This is a genomic window from Methylobacterium sp. TK31, from assembly GCF_055361545.1.
Genome location: NZ_CM143964.1, coordinates 1,217,081 through 1,238,234 on the forward strand (window position 1 = coordinate 1,217,081; position 21,154 = coordinate 1,238,234).

General features: G+C 72.8%; 18 protein-coding genes. 5 read left to right on the forward strand and 13 right to left on the reverse strand.

Annotation, left to right across the window (positions count from 1 at the left end):
• Window positions 1–25: 25 nt before the first annotated feature.
• Window positions 26–1,705 carry a methyl-accepting chemotaxis protein gene (locus ACXJY8_RS05595; protein ID WP_463777167.1) on the reverse strand — a complete coding sequence of 560 codons (1,680 nt, stop codon included), beginning with the start codon at window positions 1,703–1,705 and terminating at the stop codon, window positions 26–28.
• Window positions 1,706–2,113: 408 nt separating this feature from the next.
• On the opposite strand from ACXJY8_RS05595, the gene ACXJY8_RS05600 reads away from it, so the two are divergent.
• The gene (locus ACXJY8_RS05600; RefSeq protein WP_463777171.1) at window positions 2,114–2,473 is read left to right on the forward strand and encodes a DUF2059 domain-containing protein; all 360 of its coding nucleotides are present in this window, start codon (window positions 2,114–2,116) and stop codon (window positions 2,471–2,473) included.
• Window positions 2,474–2,581: 108 nt separating this feature from the next.
• Here ACXJY8_RS05600 and ACXJY8_RS05605 read toward each other — a convergent pair whose 3' ends face one another.
• The 3 genes from ACXJY8_RS05605 to ACXJY8_RS05615 form a co-directional block, all read right to left on the reverse strand.
• Entirely contained in the window at window positions 2,582–4,108 is a 1,527-nt protein-coding gene (locus tag ACXJY8_RS05605) for an undecaprenyl-phosphate glucose phosphotransferase (protein WP_463777173.1), read from the reverse strand.
• Between the two features lie 93 nt (window positions 4,109–4,201).
• The gene (locus ACXJY8_RS05610; protein WP_463780403.1) at window positions 4,202–5,386 is read right to left on the reverse strand and encodes a glycosyltransferase family 4 protein; all 1,185 of its coding nucleotides are present in this window, start codon (window positions 5,384–5,386) and stop codon (window positions 4,202–4,204) included.
• A gap of 263 nt (window positions 5,387–5,649) precedes the next feature.
• A complete protein-coding gene (locus tag ACXJY8_RS05615; RefSeq protein ID WP_463777176.1) occupies window positions 5,650–6,222 on the reverse strand; it encodes a polysaccharide biosynthesis/export family protein in 573 nt (190 codons plus the stop codon).
• 186 nt (window positions 6,223–6,408) lie between these two features.
• Between ACXJY8_RS05615 and ACXJY8_RS05620 the strand changes: the two genes are divergently transcribed.
• Window positions 6,409–8,748: a GumC family protein gene (locus ACXJY8_RS05620; protein WP_463777178.1), complete on the forward strand. Its 2,340-nt coding sequence runs from the start codon at window positions 6,409–6,411 to the stop codon at window positions 8,746–8,748.
• A gap of 143 nt (window positions 8,749–8,891) precedes the next feature.
• On the opposite strand, the gene ACXJY8_RS05625 is transcribed toward ACXJY8_RS05620, so the two are convergent.
• Complete coding sequence (locus tag ACXJY8_RS05625; RefSeq protein WP_463777181.1) at window positions 8,892–10,088, reverse strand: GNAT family N-acetyltransferase; 1,197 nt, start codon at window positions 10,086–10,088, stop codon at window positions 8,892–8,894.
• Window positions 10,089–10,266: 178 nt separating this feature from the next.
• On the opposite strand from ACXJY8_RS05625, the gene ACXJY8_RS05630 reads away from it, so the two are divergent.
• The gene (locus ACXJY8_RS05630; protein ID WP_463777186.1) at window positions 10,267–11,346 is read left to right on the forward strand and encodes a polysaccharide deacetylase family protein; all 1,080 of its coding nucleotides are present in this window, start codon (window positions 10,267–10,269) and stop codon (window positions 11,344–11,346) included.
• A gap of 19 nt (window positions 11,347–11,365) precedes the next feature.
• Here the strand turns inward: ACXJY8_RS05630 and ACXJY8_RS05635 are convergent, their stop codons facing one another.
• The 6 genes from ACXJY8_RS05635 to ACXJY8_RS05660 all read right to left on the reverse strand — a co-directional run bounded on the left by ACXJY8_RS05635 (window position 11,366) and on the right by ACXJY8_RS05660 (window position 16,863).
• Window positions 11,366–11,782, reverse strand: a complete 417-nt coding sequence (locus ACXJY8_RS05635; RefSeq protein ID WP_463777188.1) for a hypothetical protein — start codon at window positions 11,780–11,782, stop codon at window positions 11,366–11,368.
• 123 nt (window positions 11,783–11,905) lie between these two features.
• Window positions 11,906–12,139, reverse strand: a complete 234-nt coding sequence (locus tag ACXJY8_RS05640) for a DUF2842 domain-containing protein (protein ID WP_463777190.1) — start codon at window positions 12,137–12,139, stop codon at window positions 11,906–11,908.
• A gap of 111 nt (window positions 12,140–12,250) precedes the next feature.
• Window positions 12,251–13,024, reverse strand: a complete 774-nt coding sequence (locus ACXJY8_RS05645) for an ABC transporter ATP-binding protein (RefSeq protein ID WP_463777194.1) — start codon at window positions 13,022–13,024, stop codon at window positions 12,251–12,253.
• Between the two features lies 1 nt (window position 13,025).
• A complete protein-coding gene (locus tag ACXJY8_RS05650; protein WP_463780405.1) occupies window positions 13,026–13,778 on the reverse strand; it encodes an ABC transporter permease in 753 nt (250 codons plus the stop codon).
• A 157-nt stretch (window positions 13,779–13,935) separates the two neighbouring features.
• On the reverse strand, window positions 13,936–14,949 hold the full coding sequence (locus ACXJY8_RS05655) for an NAD-dependent epimerase/dehydratase family protein (RefSeq protein ID WP_463777197.1): 1,014 nt from the start codon (window positions 14,947–14,949) through the stop codon (window positions 13,936–13,938).
• Between the two features lie 270 nt (window positions 14,950–15,219).
• Window positions 15,220–16,863, reverse strand: a complete 1,644-nt coding sequence (locus ACXJY8_RS05660; protein WP_463777201.1) for an inorganic phosphate transporter — start codon at window positions 16,861–16,863, stop codon at window positions 15,220–15,222.
• Between the two features lie 457 nt (window positions 16,864–17,320).
• Between ACXJY8_RS05660 and ACXJY8_RS05665 the strand changes: the two genes are divergently transcribed.
• Complete coding sequence (locus ACXJY8_RS05665) at window positions 17,321–17,554, forward strand: GcrA family cell cycle regulator (RefSeq protein ID WP_055951417.1); 234 nt, start codon at window positions 17,321–17,323, stop codon at window positions 17,552–17,554.
• 90 nt (window positions 17,555–17,644) lie between these two features.
• Here ACXJY8_RS05665 and ACXJY8_RS05670 read toward each other — a convergent pair whose 3' ends face one another.
• Window positions 17,645–18,232, reverse strand: coding sequence for a hypothetical protein (locus ACXJY8_RS05670; protein WP_463777207.1), 588 nt, complete (start codon window positions 18,230–18,232; stop codon window positions 17,645–17,647).
• A 331-nt stretch (window positions 18,233–18,563) separates the two neighbouring features.
• Here ACXJY8_RS05670 and ACXJY8_RS05675 point away from each other — a divergent pair, with 331 nt between their 5' ends.
• Window positions 18,564–19,127: a superoxide dismutase family protein gene (locus ACXJY8_RS05675; RefSeq protein ID WP_463777211.1), complete on the forward strand. Its 564-nt coding sequence runs from the start codon at window positions 18,564–18,566 to the stop codon at window positions 19,125–19,127.
• Between the two features lie 66 nt (window positions 19,128–19,193).
• On the opposite strand, the gene dxs is transcribed toward ACXJY8_RS05675, so the two are convergent.
• Window positions 19,194–21,146: a 1-deoxy-D-xylulose-5-phosphate synthase gene (gene dxs, locus ACXJY8_RS05680; protein ID WP_463780409.1), complete on the reverse strand. Its 1,953-nt coding sequence runs from the start codon at window positions 21,144–21,146 to the stop codon at window positions 19,194–19,196.
• Window positions 21,147–21,154 lie beyond the last annotated feature (8 nt).

A 21,154-nucleotide genomic window follows, 5' to 3' on the forward strand; every position in this document is an offset into this window, starting at 1 on the left:
CGCCGCCGGGATCCGGCCGGCCCCCTCAGGCAGCCCGGACCCGGGCGAGGAAGGTCTCGATCGCGTCCCGCAGGCCGTGCGCGCCCGCATTGACCCGGAGGGCGCTGGTTCGGACCTGCGTGGCTTGCGCCTCGTTCGACGCGGCGGCTTTCCGAACCCCACCGATGCTGTCCGACACGGTGCGGGCATCCGCCGCCGCTCCCGAGATGGCCCGAGCGATCGCGAGGCTGGCCTGCCCCTGCTGGTCGGCCGCCGCGGCGACCCCGGTCGCGATCCCGCTCATCTGCGCGATCGTCCGGCCGATCGAACCGATCGCGCCCGCCGTTCCGTCGGCGGCGGTCTGGATCGCCTCGATCTGACCGGCGATCCGATCGGTCGCCAGAGCCGTCTGACTCGCCAGTGCCTTGACCTCGGCCGCGACGACCGCGAACCCGCGCCCCGCCTCGCCGGCGCGGGCCGCCTCGATCGTGGCGTTGAGGGCGAGCAGGTTGGTCTGCTCCGCCACGCTCCGGATCAGCGTCACCACGGCTCCGATCTCCCGGGCGGCCCGCGACAGGTCCGTCACCGTCGTTTCCAGGCCGCCTGCGTCGGACAGGGCCACGGATGCGATCTCGCTCGTCTGCCGCACCCGGTCCTCGATCTCCCGCGCCGCATTGGACAGCTCCTCGGCGGCGCCGGCGATGCTGTCGATGAGGCCGGCCGACTGATCCGACGCGGTCGCGACGCGGGCGGTCTGTGCCGTCGTGTCGCCGGCCGTGCCGAAGAGTGTATCGGCCGCGGCCTGCAGGGCCTCGGCCGAGACGGCCAGGTCCGCGACGGCGCCTTCGGTCTCGCTCTCGAAGGTGCGGGTCGCCTCGGCGAGGGCGGAGGCGCGACGGATGTCCTCGGCCATGCGCGTTTCGGCATGCGCGTCGAGCCGCCGCTTCTCGAGGAGGGCGACCTGGAAGCCCCGGATGGCGTGCGCCATCTCGCCGACCTCGTCGCGACGGCGCGTGAACGGGATCGCCCCATCGAGTCGATCGGCGGCGAGGGCCTGCATCGACCCCCTGAGGCGATGGAGGGGGGCCTGGATCTGGGTCGCGATGATCCAGAAGGCGGCGACGAGGCCGATGGCGAGGGCGCAGGCCGGCACGACGAGAAGCGTCAGGCCTGCCCGGCGCTGCGCCTGGGCGACCTCGGCGCGCTGGGACTCGAGGCGCGCCAGGACCTCGTCCCCGAGCGCATTGATCTCCGCCACCATGGCTTCCCGGTTCTTGACCGTCGCCGCGTCGCTGGCCTGAATCAGGGCGGCCCTCGGTGAGATGGTGAGCCCGAGCTCCGCCGTATCCGTCTGATAGGCGATGAATTCCGTCACCGCGAGGTCGAGCGTGCGCTTGCGCTCCGGTGACAGCTGCCCGTCCAGGGCGACGAGAAACGGGCCACGCGCCTGCTCGACCTGCGCGAGGGCGCCCTGCAGCGCGGAGAGACGGGCCTTGGCCTCGCCCGTGTCCGCGGCCGTGAACATGGCGGTGGCCTGCACCACCGCATGCTCGATGGACTGCGCCAGGCCCCGGGCCTGAAGCCCGGCGTTCCAGACTGCCTCCGTCGCGGCGGCGCGCTGCTGTTCGAGATTCGCCTGCCGCAGGGCGAAGATGGAGATGCCGACGGCGACCAGGCTCAGCAGTGCCACGACCGCCGCAAGCTTGTGCCCAAGGGTGATGCGCATGCAGATGAAGCCGGTCGTTGCGTGAAACGGGACCAGAAGACTTCTGCGTCGCGACTGTTTTCCGAACTCTTAAACGTAGTTGGCGAAACAAATTGATGGAGTACCAGAACTATAAAGCGGGATATTGCGAAGATCCACGAAATATACCGTTCGGAGGGACCTGCCGGCGCGTCTTGGGGGCAGGACGATGGTGCCCCCCGCGGGGGCGGGTCGGAGCCGCGCGGCGGACCCGATCGCCGGGGTGGCGCGGGACCGGGGAACCGCTGGCTCCGCCCGAGCCTGCGACGCTGGAGCCACCGGGGGAGGCCGGTTCGGTAAGGAACCCCGTCCGGCAGCCGGCGCTTTTCTCGCGACACCCCGATCCGGGCCGCCGACCCGCGCGCCCGCCCTACCCCGGAGAGCCCATCCATGCGGATCATGACCGTCCTGCCCGCCGCCCTCGTCCTCCTCGGCGCGGCCGGACCCGCCTTCGCCTCGTCCTGCTCCGAGCAGATCGCCACGATCGAGCGCCGCCTCGATAGCACCGGCGCCGAGCAGGTCACCGGCAAGGAGCCGCCGGGCGGCCCGACCTCGTCGCACTCGTCCAAGGCCCTCGACACGGCCCCGAACGTGAAGCCGACCGACCCGTCGACCACGGCCAGCGCCGGCGGCGTGGCCGAGGCCCGCGACCTGATCAAGAAGGCCCGCGCCCAGGACAAGGCCGGCGACATGAAGGGCTGCGAGGACACGATGACCGAGGCCAAGAAGAAGGCCGGCTCCCTGCCGTAGGGCGACGCTCCGCCCTTCGCGACCGAACGGAAAAAGGGCCGCCTCCCTCGCGGGGGGCGGCCCTTTTTCCGTTGAGGGACCCTCTTTGCGTTCGGGGGCTTTCCCGGATCAGTAGGCGTTCTTGGTCCGGAACAGCGAGACCGGGGTCGCGAGCATGATCTTCACGTCGAACAGGATCGACCAGTTCTCGATGTAGTGCAGGTCGTGCTCGACGCGCTTCTGGATCTTGTCGCTGGTGTCGGTCTCGCCGCGCCAGCCGTTGACCTGGGCCCAGCCGGTGATGCCGGGCTTGACCTTGTGGCGGGCGAAGTAGCCGTCCACCACCTGGTCGTAGAGGGTGTTGGCGGCCTTGGCCTGGAGGGCGTGCGGGCGCGGGCCGACCAGGGAGAGCTCGCCCTTGATGACGTTGAAGAGCTGCGGCAGCTCGTCCAGAGAGGTCCGGCGGATGAAGCGGCCGACGGGCGTGACGCGGGGATCGTCCCGGGTCACGAGGCGGGCGGCCCCGGCATCGCTCTGGTTCACGTACATCGAGCGGAACTTGAAGACCTCGATCAGCTCGTTGTTGAAGCCGTAGCGCTTCTGCCGGAACAGCACCGGCCCGGCCGAGGTCAGGCGTACCGCCAGGGCGACGGCGAGCATCACGGGAGCGAGCGCCAGCAGCATCGCGCAGCCGACGACCCGGTCGAAGATGCTCTTGGCGACGATGTCCCAGTCGGCCATCGGCTTGTCGAAGATGTCGAGCACCGGCACCGCGCCGAGGTAGGAATAGGCCCGCGGGCGCAGGCGCAGCTTCGAGGCCTGGGCCGAGAGGCGGATGTCGATGGGCAGGACCCAGAGCTTGGCCAGCATCTGCAGGATGCGGTCCTCGGCGGCGATCGGGATCGTGAAGATGATCAGGTCGAGGCGCGTGGTGCGGGCGTAGGCGACGAGGTCGCTCACGGTGCCGAGCTTCGGGTAGCCCGCCACCACGGTGTCGGAGCGGGTGTCGCCGCGGTCGTCGAAGACGCCGACGATGCGCACGCCCGATTCCGACTGGGCGTCGAGGGCGCGGATCAGGTCCTCGGCCACGGGTCCGCCGCCGACGATGGCGGTGCGCCGGTCGAAATGGCCGCGCTGCATCTGCGCGGTGATGAAGCGGGCCAGGGCGAAGCGCCCGGCGAGGAGGGCGGCGAGGCCGGAGGCGAAGACGCTGGCCATCCAGACCCGGGAATAGTGGTCGGCGATCTTGGCGAACACCATCGCGGTGGCGACGAGGAGGAAGGCCAGCGACCAGGCGCCCACCAGCCGCAGCGCCGATCCGCGCAGGGTCCGGAAGGCCGCGATGCCGTAGGCGCCCGAGGCCTGCAGCAGGCAGACCGCCAGGGCGGCGAGGCTCAGGGCGGCGGCGAGGTAGCGGGGCGACAGCGGCACGATCCCGGAGAGCTGCAGCCGCTGGATCACGATGCCGAGACCGGCGATCAGGACGAAGTCCGCGATCCGGACGCAGCCGGCGAGCACCACCGGCGAGAGGCGCTTGGCGGCGGCCGGGTGCACCCGCGCCTCGGCGGGCGGCAGCGCGGCCGCCGAGGCGCCGTCGGCCTGGGGGGCGAACCGGCCGGCGGCATCCAGCAGGTCACGGACATCGAAGGCGCTCATGGCTGACTTCCGGGCTCGGGTACGCGTCTCGGGGTACGCGTCTTGGAACTGGGAACGGGGGTCGGGGTCGGAGGGGAGGCGGGCGGAGATGGATCAGGGGACCGTCGGGGCGACGGCGTGGCCGGCGCCGAGGGAGCGGGCGCGCAGGGCCGCGGCGTAGCCGGAGAGCACGTCCGACCCCATGCGGGTCATGGAGAAGCGGGTGCGGACCGAGGCCGCGAGGCTCTCGAAGCGCCGGCGGCAGGCCTCGGGCTCCTCGTCGAGGACCCGCGCGATGGCGGAGGCGAGGGCCTTGCCGTCGCGGGCCGGCACCAGTTCGGAGGCGGCGGCCCCGAAGATCTCCGGGATGCCGCCGACATTGGTGGCCACGAGGGGCTGGCAGGCGGCGGCCGCCTCCAGCACCACGTAGGGCAGGGACTCGGCCAGGGAGGGCACCACCATCAGCCGGCCGCGGGCCAGGACCGGGCGGATCGCCTGCGGCGGCTCGAAGGCCACCGCCTCGCCGAGGCCCATCGCCACCACCCGGTCGGCCAGGATCGCCGAATCGGGGCCGGAGCCGACCATGAGCAGGCGCAGCGGCCGGCCGGCGGCGCGCAGGCGCAGCAGGGCGTCGAGGAGGAAGGGCACGCCCTTGGCGTCCCGCAATTCGCCGATATAGACGAGGTCGAAGCGCGTCTCGGCCGGCACGATGGGGGCGAATTCCGCCTCGCCGATGCCGTTGTGGACGATCCGGGTGATGCGGCGCGGGTCGCCCGCATAGGCCAGGTGCCGCCCGGCGACGTACTCGCTCTCGAACAGGAACACGTCGGTGCGCAGGCCCATCAGGCGCTCCAGGCCCATGTAGAACCGGTGGCGCAGGGTGCCGGGCTTGTAGTTGTAGCTGCCCCCGTGGGGCGTGTAGGCGCGGATCGGCGCGGCGCCGCGCACCGGGGCCATGCGGGCATAGACGCCGCCCTTGGCCCCGTGCCCGTGCAGCACGGTGGCTCCCACCGCCGCGGCGCGCCGGGCGATGGTGCGCAGGGCCGCGAGGTCGGAAGGGTGCGGGTTGCGCCGCATCGGCAGGCGGGTGATGCCGAGGGCGAGGCAGGGCGCGAGGTCGGCCAGGGCCTGGGCGGCGCGCTCGCCGCCGGTGGAGGCGTCGCAGACGATCCCGACCTGATGCCCCGCCGCGGCCTGGAGGCGGGCGAGGTCGACCACGTGCCGGAACAGGCCGCCGACGGGGGCGCGGAAGACGTGCAGGATGCGCTGGACGGGGAGACCGCCCGAGGCGGCGTTGATCGACGAAGCCGCGCCGTCGGCGGCGGTCGGACCCAGGGTGAACGCACTCACGACAGTTGCTCCAGGCACCGTAGCGCGAGCGGCCGGGCCGCTCGTCCGTCGGGAGACCTTGGCGCGGGACAGGTGCGCAGACCGTTAATCCCGTCTCCTCGCGGCCGCGTGCGAATGGCCGGATCAGCGAGATAGTTCTCGGTTCGGTTAGGCGAGTCCTAACCGACGCGGCAGGATCGTTCGCATCCGCGGGGCTTCGGCCCCGCGGGCTCTCAGAAGAACCGTTCCTTGATCACGATGGTGTCGCCCGGGCGCACCGGATAGGTCATCGGCACGATGCCGGAGACGAGGCCGTCCCGGCCCTCGCGGGTGAGCACCGCGTAGTCGCGGGCGGCGCGGGGACCGAAGCCGGCGGCGATCGCCACCGCGGTCTCGACGGCCATGCCGTTGACGTAGGGGTACTGCCCCGAGGTCGTGACCTCGCCCAGGATGTAGAAGGGCCGGTAGGCGTCGACCTCCACGGTGACGTGGGGCTCGCGCACGAAGCCGGATGCCAGCTTGGCCTCGATGGTCCGGGCCGCCTGGCTGGTCGGCTGCCCGCCGACCTTCACGAGGCCGATCAGGGGCATGGCGATGTTGCCGGCGCCGTCGACCGCGTAGATGTTCGAGAGGTTGTCCTGGCCGAAGACGATGACCCGGAGGCGGTCCCCGGCGGAGAGCGTGTAGCGCGCGCCGATGGAGCCGGTCCCGGTCGCGTCGAGCTGATCGGTCCGGAAGTCCGGGCGCAGGCAGCCGCCGAGCGCCAGGCTCGACGAAAGAGCTAAGAGGAGTGATCGCCGGTTCATCACTACTGCCGTCGTGAGGAGAATTCCGACCGACGGTTAGGCCGATATGGTTAACGAAGACTGACGTCCCGCATCGGCGCCGGCGAAACGCGCGGTTCTTAACGTCCGGTCAACCTTAAACCGGTCTAGTCGTGGAAAGCCGGCCATCTCGCGGTCGACATCCTTGCCTTGCGTAAAGATCGAGCCATGCCCCGCTCTTCGCCGTTCGAGCCCACACGCGATGCGCCGCCCGCCGGAAGCGCGGGACCGGAAGGCGAGGGCCTGGGCCTGTCGCAGCTCGCCGGCCTGCTGCGCCGGTCCTGGCGCTGGATCGTCGTCCCGACCGCCCTGGCCACCATCGCCGCCATCGTCTTCGTGCAGGTGGTCTCGCCGCGCTACACCGGCGAGGCGAAGATCCTGCTGGAGAGCCGCGACACCCCCTATACCCGCACGGCCCAGGAGCGCGGCGAGCAGCCCCAGCCGATCGACGAGCAGGCGGTGGCGAGCCAGGTCCAGGTGGTGATGTCCCGCGACCTCGCCCGCGAGGCGATCCGCCGGCTGTCGCTCGCCGGCAACGCCGAGTTCGACCCCAGCGTCTCCGGCTTCGGCCCGCTCCAGCGGGCCCTGATGATGATCGGGCTGGCCAAGAACCCGATGGAGCGCCCGCCCGAGGAGCGGATGCTGGAGACCTATTTCGACCGCCTGACCGTCTACCCGGCCGGCAAGTCGCGCATCCTCACGGTGGAGTTCCGCTCCAAGGACCCGCATCTCGCGGCCCAGGCGGCCAACACCATCGCCGAGCTCTACATCGCGTCCCTCGACGCGGCCAAGACCGACACCGCCCGCTACGCCTCGACCTGGCTCGGCGGCAACATCGAGACCCTGCGCACCCGCGTCGCCGAGGCCGAGGCCAAGGTCGAGACCTACCGGGCCAGCCACGGCCTGATCGCCACCGGCGGCGCCGCCGGCCAGCCCCTCGGCGCCCAGCAGCTCGGCGAGTTGTCGACGCAGCTCTCCCAGGCCCGGACCGCCAAGGCCGACCTCGCCGGCCGCGCCAAGCTGATCAAGGAGATGATCAAGGACGGCCGCGCCTTCGAGATCCCGGACGTGGCCAACAACGAGATCATCCGCCGCACCGTCGAGCAGCGCATCACCCTGCGCAACCAGCTCGCCCTCGAATCCCGCACCCTGCTGCCGGCCCATCCGCGCATCAAGGAACTGACCGCGCAGATCTCGGACCTCGACGCCCAGATCAAGGCCACCGCCGAGCGCGTGGTCCGCACCCTGGAGAACGATGCCCGCATCGCCGCCGCCCGGGTCGAGAGCCTGAGCGCGGCCGTCGACGCGCAGCGCGACGTGGTCTCGAAGGGCAATTCCAGCGAGGTCCAGCTGCGGGCCCTGGAGCGCGAGGCGAAGGCCCAGCGCGAACAGCTCGAATCCTACCTCGCCCGCTACCGCGAGGCCTCGGCCCGCGACGCCGAGAGCGCGGCCCCGGCCGATGCCCGCGTGGTCTCGCGCGCCATCACCCCCGAGACGCCGTCCTTCCCCAAGAAGCTTCCGATCGTGCTCCTGGCGGCGGTGCTCGGCCTGCTGTTCTCCATGGGCGGCGTCATCGCCCGTCACCTCCTCGGCGATCCGGACGGCTCGGGCCGCCGGCGCCGGCGCGAGGAGGAGACCGAGACCGCGGCCGAGCGCCCGGCCTACGTCCACCAGCCCTTCGCCTTCCCGGAGGCCTCCCTCGCCATGGCCCGCCCGGGCGATGTCGCCACGGCCCATCCGGCCGCCGTCGTCAGCGCAGGCCCGGGCGCCGCCGCGCCGGTCGCGCCGCCCGAGGCGGCGCCCGTCCGGCCGAGCCTGGCCCCGGTCCGGCCCGAGGCGGCCCCTGCTCCGGCCCCCGCCGAGGCGGGCGCCTATGCCCTCGATCCGCTCGTCGCCCGCCTGCGCACGGGCGCCGGGCCTGCCCTGTCCGGCGCGGGCCGCGCCATCCTGGTGGTCGAGGCGGTGCCGGCCAGGCACCAGGAAGCCGGCCTCGCCGTCAGCCTCGGCGGCAGGCTCTCGGCCGATGCGAGCGTGGTGGTGGTCGATCTCAACGGTCCCGCCTGCGGCGCGGACGATGTCGGCCTCACCGACCTCGTGGCGGGCGAGGCCGCCTTCGTCGACGTGATCCAGTCGATCCCGGGCTCGCGCCTGCACGCGATCCCGCGGGGCTTCGTCGACGCCGCCGTCCTGGCCGAGGAGCCGCAGGCCCTGGCGATCACCCTCGACGCCCTGGCCCAGGCCTATGACTGGGTGGTCTGCCGCCTCGGCACGCCGCAGGCCCGGACCGCCCGCGACATCCTCGCGGTGGCGGGCGCCCGCATGGACACGGTGGTCATCGCCTCGGACCGCGACCCCGAGGATGCCGACCTCCTCGACCTCTACGCCCTGGCCGAAGCCTCGGGCGCCGCCCAGATCCTGGTGGCCCAGGACCAGGCCGTCGCCGCCCACGCCCCCGAGGCGCCCGTCTTCACCGAGGACGCGATGCCCCTGCGCCGCTCGGCCGCCTGAACCGGTCCATCCGGGACGACTGCCCCGAGACGCCTGGCCCGAGACGCCTGGCCCGAGACGCCTGCCCCGAGACGACCATTCGATCCCCCGGCACCGCCCCTCGCCTCCGCGGGGGGCGGTGCCGGGCGTCCGGGGCGCGATCGTCACTCCGCCGGGGCGGCCCGGCGCCGGCGCAGGCGGGTCACCAGGGCCATCAGGCGCGGGTCGCGCTTGATCCGGCGCTTGAGGCGGGCGGCGGCGATGGTCCGGACGGCGAAGGCCTGGCCGCGCAGGGTCACCGGCAGGGCGACCTCGCCGAGTTCGATGGTCTCGTCGCAGATGCTGCTCTTGTAGCGGGCCTCGCCGACGCCGAGGTCGAAGCTCCGCCGGCCCCGGGCGGTCTGGTCGCCGATGAGGTGGTGCAGCAGGATGTCGCCGGGGCTCGACCGGCTCACCGCCGGGTCGGCATCGAAGGCGGTGAACATGCCGCTGTAGCGCTGCGCGTCGACCGCCCCGGCGAAGACCGCGAAGACGCGGTCCGTCCGGCCGGCGACCAGGGCCGTCACCTCGAGGACGGACCCGCCCGCCGGCGAGGCCGCCCGGGCGAGGAAGGCCCGCACCGCCGGGTCGGCATAGGGGTCGGCGAGGCCCAGGGCGGCGAAGCGCGCGGCCTTCTGCCCGTAGAAGGCCGCGAGGAAGCGCTCGGCCTCCTCCGGGGTCTCGGCGCGCCGGCAGGCCACCGGGCCGAAGGCCTCCACGAGCTTGCGCTCCTTGGCGCGCAGCTTCTTGCGGGCGTCGCTGCTGAAGACGCGCTTCAGCGTCGTGTCCGGATCGGGGCCGAGGATCAGCCCGTAGCCGTCGCTCGGGGCGGGCTCGGCCCGGTGGTGCAGGGGATTGGCGGCGCCGTCCCAGAAGCGGGGCTGGTGCGAGAGGGCGAAGGCGTCGATCCCGGTCTCCCGCCCGAGCCGGCGCAGGGCCTCGGCGAGGTCCTCCGGCGGCATCGCGGCCGCCTCGCGCGAGGCGAAGAGCGGCATGTGGTAGTTGGCGTGCTTGCCGCCGACGACCCGGGCCACGTTCGCCCCGCCCTCGCGGGCGACCGCCAGGGGCAGGAGCACGCGCGGGCGCCCGCCCGCATCGCGCAGGACCACGATGCGCAGGTCCGCGCCCGGCATCGTCCGGGTGAAGGCCGCGACCCAGTCGAAGCGCTGGTAGGGCGTCGCCAGCACGGCCGGATCCGCCTCCAGGCCGCGCCACAGGGCCTCGGCGGCGGCCAGGTCGTGGAAGACCTCCGCGGCCAGGCCCTGCTGCACCCGCGCGCGCATCGCTCCGGCTCCGGTCAGTTCGTCGGCGAGAACAGCCATGCCATCATCCTCGGTGGCCGGCGGGCCGCGGCCCGCCCGATCGTCGCCCGACCCTGGACCCGCAGCCCTTAACCCACCGGTGACGCCGCACCGGCCGTCATCCGCCGTCTGCGCGCGTGGGTAACGAAACCTTGCCGGTTGGCGTGTTCCCCTGCGGGGCCGCCGAAACGGATAAACCATGTCCGCGCCCGATTCCTCCGCGACCCCGACGCCCCCCTTGAGCCGGCGCCACCGCCTGTTCGCCGCCGGCTTCCGCGCCATCGCGGCGAGCCGGGCGGATCTCTGGCTCGGCCCGGTGGCGCGCGGGTGCGGGCTGATCCTGACCTTCCACCACGTCCGCCCCGAGGCTCCGGGGGCCTACGCACCCAACGGGCTCCTGGCGATCACCCCCGATTTCCTCGAGCGGACCCTGGCGCTGGTGCGCCGGCGCGGCTTCGAGATCGTCGGCCTCGACGCCGTGCCGGAGCGCCTCGCGGCGGGCGGGCGCCCCTTCGTGGTGCTCACCTTCGACGACGGCTACCGCGACAATGCCGAGCACGCCGCCCCCATCCTGCGGCGTCACGGAGCGCCCTGGACGCTGTTCCTCACCAGCGACTTCGCGAGCGGGCGGGGGCGCCTGTGGTGGCTCGAACTGGAGGCGGCGATCGGCCGCCTCGACCGGGTCCGGCTGCCCGGGGCCGGCCTCGACCTGCCGGCCCGCGACGCCCGCGAGAAATCCGCCGCCTTCGACAGGGTCTACCGCGACCTGCGCGCGGGGCCGGAGGTGCGGCTCCTCGCCCTCATCGCCGCGCTCTGCGCCGAAGCGGGTCTGGCGCCGGGCGGCATGGCCGCCGACCTCTGCCTGTCCTGGTCCGAGCTGCGCGCCCTCGGCCGCGACCCGCTGGTCACCTTCGGCGCCCACACGGTCAGCCATCCGATGCTGGCCAAGCACGGCGAGGCCGTCGCGCGCCGGGAGATCGGGGAGGGGCGGGCCCGGATCGCGGCCGAACTCGGCCGCCCGGTGGCGCACCTGTCCTACCCGGTGGGGGATCCGACCTCGGCCGGCCCGCGCGACTTCGCCCTGGCCCGCGACCTCGGCTTCGCCACGGCGGTGACGACGAGGCCGGGCCACCTGTTCGCGGCCCATGCGGACCACCTGCACGCGCTGCCGCGGGTCTCGGTGAACGGTCATCACCAGACCGAGGCCGCGCTCTCCGCCATGCTTTCGGGGGTGCCGTTCCTGGCCTGGAACCGGGGCCGCCGGCTCAATGTCGGCTGAGGCGGCGCGACGGCGGCGCTCAGCGCCGGCGGCGATACCGGCGGTAGGAGCGACTCTCGCCGCCCGCGATGGCGAAGCTGGCGCTCTGGCGGCCGTGGCGGGCGTGGCGGCCGCGCCGCGTGCGGTGCCCGATCGAGGCGATGGCGGCCCCCGTCGCGGCGGCGCTCGCGGCGATGCTCTGCGGGATCGCCGCGAGCGCGTTGGCGACCTCGGCCGAGGCCGAGGCGGCCCCGGCGGAGACGCCGCCGGCGACGTTCTTGGCGGCCGGGCCGAACATGGCGAGGCACTGGTTGTAGGCGAGGTCGTTCTTCAGGCGCTCACAGTCGGAGACCGAGCGCGGCGCCCCTTGCGCCTGCGCGGAACGCGCCGTCAGGAGGGGGAGGGCCGACAGGATCGCAAGGCCGAGCAGGAGCGAGGGCGTGCACAGGCGTGGCATTGAGCGGAACGACGGCCTTTTGACGAAGGATACGGTGCGCTTCTGGCCCGCGAGTGCGGCGAAAACCCGACGCCGGCCGAGGTTTTCTGGCCGGTCCGGGGGGGCTCCCCGCGTCCGGGGCCGTCAGCGCCGATCCCCGACGTCGGTCTCGCTCACGTCGTTCTTGCCCATCCAGCTGATCAGCGGCATCAGCGGGAAGATCCAGGCGATGCCGAGGAGCGCGTAGAGCACCGCCTGCACGGGGGCCGGCGTCTCGGAGATCCGGCTGTCGGCCAGCGCCATGGCGAGCGGCGCGTAGATGATGATGAAGGCCAGCATCACGATCGTGCCGATCAGCGAGCGGGTGCGGCGGCGCATCGGCCTGGTCCTCGAACAGAACGGGTGGTCTGAGCGGGGTAGAGCCCCGGGCGGGCGATGGCAACGGCCGCGGCCGCGACCCTTTTCGCACCGCTCCGCGTCCCCCTGACCTTAGAGTTCCGCCGAGCGGTTCGACAGTTCCATCCGCAATTGCCGGGCGGCCTCCTGCAGGGCGGCGTCGCGGCGGCGGCGGGGCCGGGGCACCGTCACGGGCATCTCGGCCGCCAGCCGGCCGGGGCTGCCGGCGAGCACCACGACCCGGTCGGCGAGCGTCACCGCCTCGTCGATGTCGTGGGTGACGAACAGGATGGTCTTGCCCGTCGTCGCCTGGATGCGCTGCAGCTCGTCCTGCAGGCCCTCGCGGGTGAAGCTGTCCAGCGCCGAAAAGGGCTCGTCCATCAGGAGCACGTCCGGGTCGACCGCCAGCGCCCGCGCGATGGCGACGCGCTGGCGCTGGCCGCCGGAGAGCTGGTGCGGCCAGCGCTGGCCGAGGTCGCTCAGGCCCACGAGGTCGAGCATGGCCTGCGCCTTGGCCAGGCGCTCGGCCTTGGACAGGCCGCTGCCCTCGAGCCCGAAGGCGACGTTGGCGACGACCCGGCGCCAGGGCAGGAGCCGGGCATCCTGGAACACCAGCGCCATCGGGGTGCGGCAGTCAGGGCGGGCCCGCAGGCGCACGCTGCCCGAGCTCGGCTGGGCCAGCCCGATCAGCACCCGCAGGACGGTGGACTTGCCGACCCCGGATTCGCCGACGATGACGAGGAATTCGCCGCGGGCGACGTCGAGGTCGAGGTCCTGCAGGATGACGGTCCGGGTGCCGGCGCGCGCGTAGGCAAGGCTCAGGCCCGCGATGGAAATGATCGGCTCGGAGGTGATCGATTCGGGCATCTCAGGCGCGCCACCGTAGGAGCCACCCCTGGAGGGCGACGAAGGCCGTATCGAACAGGCCGTAGAGGGCGGCCATGGTGAGCATGTAGACGACGACGATGTCGGTGGAGAGCAGGCTCGAGGCCTGCATCATCCGGGCGCCGACGCCGGGCACGCCGAAGATCTCGGCGGCCACCACCGCCATCCAGGCCTGGCCCAAAGCCGTGCGCAGGCCGACGAGGATGCCGGGCGTCGCGGCCGGGAGCAGGATCTTGGTGAGCCGGGACCAGGGCGAGCCGAAACCGAAGGCCTGGGCCACCTCGATGAGGTCGCGGTCGACGCCGCGCACCGCCCCCTGCGTCGCGAAGAACACGATCCAGAACACCCCGATGGCGATGATGAAGACGGCGGCCTCGGGCTGGACGCCGAACCAGATGATGGCGAACGGCACCCAGGCGAGGCCGGGGATCGGCCGCAGCAGGCGCACGATCCAGGCGGTCGCCGCCTCGAACCAGCCGAACATCCCGCTGAGGAGACCGAGCGCGATGCCCGCCCCGGCGCCGACGGCGAGGCCGGCGACGTAGTGGCTCAGGCTCGACAGGACGGCCTCGCCCCAGACGCCGAGGCGGACCTCGTTCAGGAAGGCCGCCGGGATCGTGCTCGGCGGCGGCAGGAAGGCCGGGTTGATCAGGCCGAGGCGCGGCATCGCCTCCCAGAACGCCAGGAAGGCGAGGAGCCCGGCCGCCGCCAGGGCGGTGGAGCGCAGGGCCGTCATGGCCGGCGTCATGGCCGGCATCCGGGCAGGCGGCGGGGCGGGCCGGATCGGGGGCCGCGCCGCGGCGGAAGGGGTCTGGGGCTCATCGGGCTCGTCGGTTGTGACGCCATCGCGGCGGAGCCGGCCGGGGCCGGGCTGTGAGGAGGATCGGGGCGGTTCAGGCCCCGTGATAGGCCCGGTACCAGGCCACGAAGGCCGGGATGCCGACGGTGATCGGCGTCTCGGGCACGTGCCCGACCAGGGCGCGCAGCAGGTCCGTGCTCGCATCGGTGCGGGGCACGTCGCCGGGCGGCAGGGGCTGCAGGACACGCTCGGCGCGGGCGCCGAGGGCCTGCTCCAGTTCGTCGATCATCGCGTCGACCCGGACCGGGCGCCCGCCGCCGATATTGACGAGGCGGAACGGGGCCACCGGGCTCAGGGTGTCGCCGGGGCAGGCCGGGCCTTGCCCGTCGCCGGGGCGGGGCGGGGGCCGGTCCATCAGCCCGCGGATCGCCGCCACGAGGTCGTCGACATAGGTGAAGTCGCGCTCGGCCGCGCCGCCGGCGAAGACCGTGATCGGCTCGCCGGCCAGGATCTTCCGGGTGAACAGGAACAGCGCCATGTCCGGGCGGCCCCAGGGACCGTAGACCGTGAAGAACCGGAAGGCCGTCGTCGGGATGCCGAACAGGTGGCTGTAGGCATGGGCCATGGCCTCGCCGGCGAGCTTGGAGGCGGCGTAGAGGGTCAGCGGCGTCACCGCGGGGTCGGTCTCGCGGAACGGCAGGGCGGTGTTGCCGCCATAGGCCGAGCTCGTGGACGCGAACAGGAGGTGGCGCACCGGATGGGCCCGCACCGCCTCGATGAGATTCGCCGTGCCGACGAGGTTGGCCTCGACGTAGGCGCCGGGATTTTCCAGGCTGTAGCGCACGCCGGCCTGGGCCGCGAGGTGTACGACGATCTCGGGCTCGGCCCGGCCGACCGCCTCCAGCAGGGCGCCCGGCGTCTCCAGGCGGGCCTCGACGGGGGTGAAGGACGGATCTCGTTCGAGCTCGGCGTGGCGCGCCCGCTTCAGGCCGACGTCGTAATAGTCGCTGAATCCGTCGAAGCCCGTGACGGCGTGGCCCTCGGCGAGGAGGCGCCGCGCGAGGTGGTAGCCGATGAAGCCGGCGGTGCCGGTGACGAAGACGCGCATGGGGTCCCTTGCGGCCGTCCGGACCGGGTTCAGCCTGCCCCCCGACCTACACGCAGCGCCGCGCGACCTCAAGAAAGCGCGATGGCCGCCGGATCGCGGGGATTCGGCGGGGCAGGGGGTCTGTAGGGCAGCGCCTCGGCGAAGCCGGCTCCGCCGGCCGCCACGGACCGGGGGCCGTCCCCCCGTCCCCGGTCGCTCTCCGCAAGGACGAGGGGATGCCTTTCCCGTCGGGCGACGCCCCTTACTCCTGTCGGAAGAAGGCCCTGCCGATCAGAAGACGTGCCGCAGGATGAAGAACAGGCCGCCCGCCAGGGTGATGGCGGCCGGCAGGGTGAGCACCCAGGCGAGGGCCATGTTGCGCACGGTAGCGACCTGCAGGCCCGAGCCGTTGGCCGCCATGGTGCCGGCGACACCGCTCGACAGGATGTGGGTGGTGGAGACGGGCAGGCCGTAGAGTTCGGCGAGCCCGATGGTGCCGGCGGCCACCATCTCGGCCGAGGCGCCCTGGGCGTAGGTGAGGTGGGTCTTGCCGATCCGCTCGCCCACCGTGACGACGATGCGCTTCCAGCCGACCATGGTGCCGAGCCCGAGGGCGAGGGCGACGCAGACCTTCACCCAGGTCGGGATGTAGCGGGTGCCGTCGTTGAGCAGGCCCTCGTAGGCCTTGAGGGTCTTGCCCTCGGCCTCCGGGAGGCCGGCGCCGGCGGCCGGCAGCAGCCGCACCGCGTCGGCGGCGAGGTACATGTCGTTGCGCAGGTTCGGGGTCGCGGCGGCCGGCACCTGGCGGATCGCACCGTGGCGCTGCACCGAGGCGGCGATGTCGTCCGAGAGGGCGGCCAGCGCCGCGTAGACGGCGGGGCTGTTCAGCGCCTTCGTGCGCAGGGCCTCGCTGACCTGGCCGCGGGCAGCCGCCGCGTCGGGACGCGGCGCGGTCCCGGCCCGGGCGGCGAACACCGCGCTGGCGTCCTTCGATTGCTGCACGAAGGCCGGGGTCGTGTCGTCCGACATGGTCCGGTTCAGGGCATAGGCGGTGGGGGCGGCGCCGATCAGGATCAGCATGATCAGGCCCATGCCCTTCTGGCCGTCGTTGCCGCCGTGGAAGAACGACACCAGGGTGCAGGTGAGGATGAGGAGGCCGCGGATCCAGAGCGGGGGCGGGGCCTCGCCCCGGGGAGCCTCGTAGAGGTCCCGGCGCTTGACCACCGCCTTCATGGCGAGCAGCAGCAGGGCTGCCAGGACGAAGCCGAGGACGGGCGAGAACAGCAGCCCCTCCAGCACCTTCACCGCCTGCCCCCACTCGACGCCGGAGGTGCCCTGGCCCGCGGGCGCCATCAGCTGGTTGGCGAGGCCGACGCCGATCACCGAGCCGATGAGCGCGTGGGAGGAGGAGTTCGGCAGGCCGAGCGCCCAGGTGCCGAGGTTCCACAGGATCGCGGCGATCAGCAGCGAGAAGATCATCGCGTAGCCGGCGGCCGAGCCGACCTGCAGGATCAGCTCCACCGGCAGCAGGGTGACGATGGCGTAGGCCACCGCGCCGGAGGACAGCATCACCCCGAGGAAGTTGAAGGCGCCGGACCAGATCACCGCCACCACCGGCGGCAGCGCGTGGGTGTAGATCACCGTCGCCACCGCGTTGGCGGTGTCGTGGAAGCCGTTCACGAACTCGAAGGCCAGGGCGATGAGCAGCGCCAGGGCCAGGAGGGCGAAGGCGCCGATCGCCAGCGGCGTCTCGCCGACCGCGTTCATGTCGTGGATCAGGCTGTATCCGGCATAGGCGAGCCCGCCGAGGAGGACCACCGCGAAGGCGACGAGGCCCGCGACATGGATGCCGCCGTCGAGGTTCGGGCCGGGGCGGCGCCCCGATCCGGCCTCGGGCGACGCGGCGCGAAGTCCGGGGGCGATCGCATCGGCCATGGGTCGGCTCCCTCGGCGGGGCGATCGCGCGGGCGGGGTGATCCCGCCGCGACGCCCGGCACGCTCCGCTGCTATGACGGTCCCGTCACAGGACGATGACAGCGCCCGATTCTTCGCCGCGGCCCGGGATGAAACGATGCGCTGCTTCGTGACGGGTCCGGTCCTGCCCGCGACGCCTTGCGCGGAGCGGCCGGAAAGCTGTGCGTTGCAACACACACATGCGTCAGCACTTGTTTGCCGAGGGGCAAACCCCAGATATAACAGCATCATGACGCTGTCGCGTCCGGTTCGGCCGCGCTTTCGACCCGCTCAGGGTCCGCAAGTCTCCCCATTCATGTTCGCGGGCCGCCCGCTGAGTCCATGCAGGGGAGAGGCCCTCCGGAAGGCGACGCGCTCCCGATCCGTCAGAATCCGCAGGGCCTTGCCCGCGAAAGCCAGTCCGCGAGTCATCCGATCCATGAACCAGCTTGTCCGCATGTCACAGGTCGGCGAGGCCGATGCCATCGCCGAGCCCTCCGCCGAGCTGCGGGTGCCGTTCGCGCAGTCCGGTGCCTTCGTGTGTAAATTCATCATCGGCGAGCCCAACGACCGCGCCGTCTGCTGCGGCGCCCCGGCGCCGGACGGCAAGAGCTGGTGCGCCTTCCACCGCCGCATCGTGTTCGAGCCCGCCCGGCCGGGCCGCCTGCGCTGATCCACCGCTCCGCACCCGATCCGACCCGAACCCCGCCGGTAGCCCCGGCGGGGTTTTTTCGTGCGCGACGCCCGGAGGCCGCTCGGCCCCTCAGTCGTCGCTCTCCTCCTCGTAGGGGCGGTAGGTGCGCAGGCGCCGGCCGTCGGGGAACTCGATGCTGCGGGACCGCACCACGAGGTAGCCGGCCTCCTGGGCCTGCCGGATCCGGCGCGCCCGGTCGTCCTCGTAGACGAACGGCCCGGTGGAGTCCGGAACGACGCCGTAGCTGTAGCGAACCACCGGCGGCCGCGCCGCGTAGGGGGCCGGCCGCTGGGCGACGCGCCGGACGGCCGGGGCGCGCGCGACCGTCCGCACGGCCTGACGGCGCGGCGCCGAGGAAGACGCCGCAGGGTGCGTGACCCGCACGCGTGCTTCGGTATACCGGCGCGCGGTCCTGGACGCCCGGACCACCGCGCGCGTCGGGCGCTTCGCCTCGACGGGGGCCGCCTTGGAAGCCTCGCTGGACGGGTCCGGGGACGCCGCTGGCGCCGGCGCGGGCTTGGTCTCGGCGGCGCTGCGGGCCGGCGGATCAGTCCATGTCCGCCCGGCCGTGGACGATGTCTCCGACAGGGCCAGGGTCGGCAGGACACCGATCACGAGAGCGAGGAACCCGAGGCGGCGAGGGACGGTGAACGTCATGGGAACCTCCCAACGCGTCTTCATGCTGCGATCACTGTCGATGCCGGGTCAGGATCTTGAGCCCATCCACCGGGAGAGACTTGGCGAATCAGGGTCGAGCACCGGCCTCGTCAGGCGAAACTTAGCGAAACCTTAAGAGTTCGTCCACGCGGCGCAAGCATCGGCGTGCCGCCGGACACAGGCATTCGCGCCGAACCCGGGTCGCGCCGTCTGGCCTCGCCGCCCCCGGCATGGGAAAGGTCGCGCATCCCCGGCATTGCCGTGGATCGCCCCGGGACCATCTTCGTTGACGCTCCACAGGCGTACCCGGCGTGGAGAGGAGAGCCATTTCATGAGACGACTTCCGTCGGTCCTCGCCCTCGTGGCGAGCACGGCCTTCGCCGCCCAGACTGCCCTCGCGCAGCCCGCCCCGGCCGCGCCCGCCGAGGCGCCGCCGCCCGCGGCCCCGCAGACCTTCGAGAGCCCGATCCAGAACGGGAAGGGCGAGACCATCGGCAAGATCATGATCCGCGACGGCGCGAGTTCCCTCGTGATGCGCGTGACGATCCAGCCCGGCGGCCTGCCCCCGGGCTGGCACGGCATCCATTTCCACGCCGTGGGCGACTGCTCGGACACCGCGAAGTTCGAGAAGTCGAAGGCCCACGTGAATCACGACCAGAGCAAGCACGGCCTGTTGAACCCGGAAGGTCCCGACGAGGGCGACCTGCCCAACGTCTTCGCCAATGCCGACGGCTCGGTGAACGCGGAGGTGTCGAGCGAGACGCCGCTGACCGGCGAGGGCGCCCTCAAGGACGGCGACGGCTCGGCCCTGATCATCCACGCCAACGAGGACGATCACACCACCCAGCCCATCGGCGGCGCCGGTGCCCGCATCGCCTGCGCGGTGATCAAGTAGGCCTGCGGTAGTTCTGCAGCGCTCTCCCGCGGGGCCTTCGGCTCCGCGGGAGGCTTCCAGTCGGTTCTACTTCTGGACGACGCTGACGAGCTTGGCGCCGCGCGCCTTCCGTTCGGGCAGGGCGTCCTTGACGGTCTTGAGGATGCCGGCGGCGTCGAGGCCGGCCTCGGCGTACATGGCGTCGGGCGTGTTGTGGTCCTGGTAGCTGTCGGGCAGCGTCAGCGTGCGCACCCGGACCCGGCCCGCATCCAGCGCCCCCCGCTCGGCCAGCAGGTGCAGCACCATGGCGCCGAAGCCCCCCACCGAGCCCTCCTCCAGCGTCACCAGCACCTCGTGGCGCGCGGCGAGATCCAGGATCAGCGCCTCGTCCAACGGCTTGGCAAAGCGCGCATCCGCCACGCTCACGGCGATCCCCTCCGCCTCCAGCGCGTCGGCCGCCTTCAGCGCCTCCGACAGGCGCGTGCCCAGGCTCAGCAGCGCCACCCGCGCGCCCTCCGGCGCCCGCACCATCCGGCCCCGGCCGATCGGCAGCACCGAGCCCCGCTCGGGCAGGTCCACGCCCACCCCCTCGCCGCGCGGGTAGCGCAGCGCGATCGGGCCCGTGTCGTGCGCGTGGCACGTCGCCACCATGTGCACCAGCTCCGCCTCGTCCGAGGCCGCCATCACCGTCATGTTCGGCAGGCAGCACAGATAGGCCAGGTCGAAGGCGCCCGCATGCGTCGCCCCGTCCGCCCCCACCAGGCCGGCCCGGTCCAGGCAGAAGCGCACGGGCAGGTTCTGCAGCGCCACGTCGTGCACGACCTGGTCGTAGGCCCGCTGCAGGAAGGTCGAGTAGATCGCCACGAACGGCTTGTAGCCTTCCGTGGCCAGCCCGCCCGCGAAGGTCACCGCGTGCTGCTCGGCGATGCCGACATCGAAGGTGCGCTCGGGATGCGCCTTGCCGAACAGGTCGATGCCCGTGCCCCCCGGCATCGCCGCCGTGATCGCCACCACCTTGTCGTCGGCGTCCGCGGCCTTGATCAGGCTCTCGCCGAACACCCGCGTGTAGGCCGGCGCGTTCGGCTTGGCCTTGGCCTGGACGCCGGAGAGCACGTCGAACTTGACCACGCCGTGGTAGCGGTCGGCGCTGGCCTCGGCCGGCGCGTAGCCCTTGCCCTTCTGGGTGACGACGTGCAGCAGGATCGGGCCCTGCTCGGAGTCGCGCACGTTCTTGAGCACCGGCAGCAGGTGGTCGAGATTGTGCCCGTCGACGGGCCCGACATAGTGGAAGCCCATCTCCTCGAACATCGTGCCCGAGCCCACCACCAGGGAGCGGGCGTATTCCTCGGCCGCGGCCGCGCGCTGGTAGAGGCCCTTGGGCAGGAGCCGGCCCAGCTGCTTGGCGGTCTCGCGCAGGGACTGGTAGGTGCCGCCCGAGGCCAGGCGCGCGAAGTAGGCCGACATCGCCCCCACCGGGGGCGCGATCGACATGTCGTTGTCGTTGAGGATGACGATGAGGCGGGATTTCAGCGCGCCGGCGTTGTTCATCGCCTCGTAGGCCATGCCCGCCGACATCGAGCCGTCGCCGATCACCGCGATCATGTTGCGGCGCTTGCCCGCCGGCCCGCCCTGCGCCCGGGCCGAGGCCTCGTCGAGGTCGCGCGCCACGGCCATGCCGAGCGCCGCCGAGATCGAGGTGGAGGAATGGGCCGCCCCGAAGGGGTCGTAGACGCTCTCCGAGCGCTTGGTGAAGCCCGACAGGCCGTCGGGCTGGCGCAGCGTCCGGATGCGGTCGCGCCGGCCGGTGAGGATCTTGTGCGGGTAGGCCTGGTGGCCGACGTCCCAGACGATGCGGTCGTCGGGGGTGTCGAACACGTGGTGCAGCGCCACCGTGAGCTCGACCACGCCGAGCCCGGAGCCAAGATGCCCGCCCGTGACCGAGACCGCGTCGATCATCTCGGTGCGCACCGCATCGGCCACCGCCTGCAGCTCGCTCTCCGGCAACAGCCGCAGCGCCGAAGGCTCCGCCAGACCGTCCAGGATCGCCG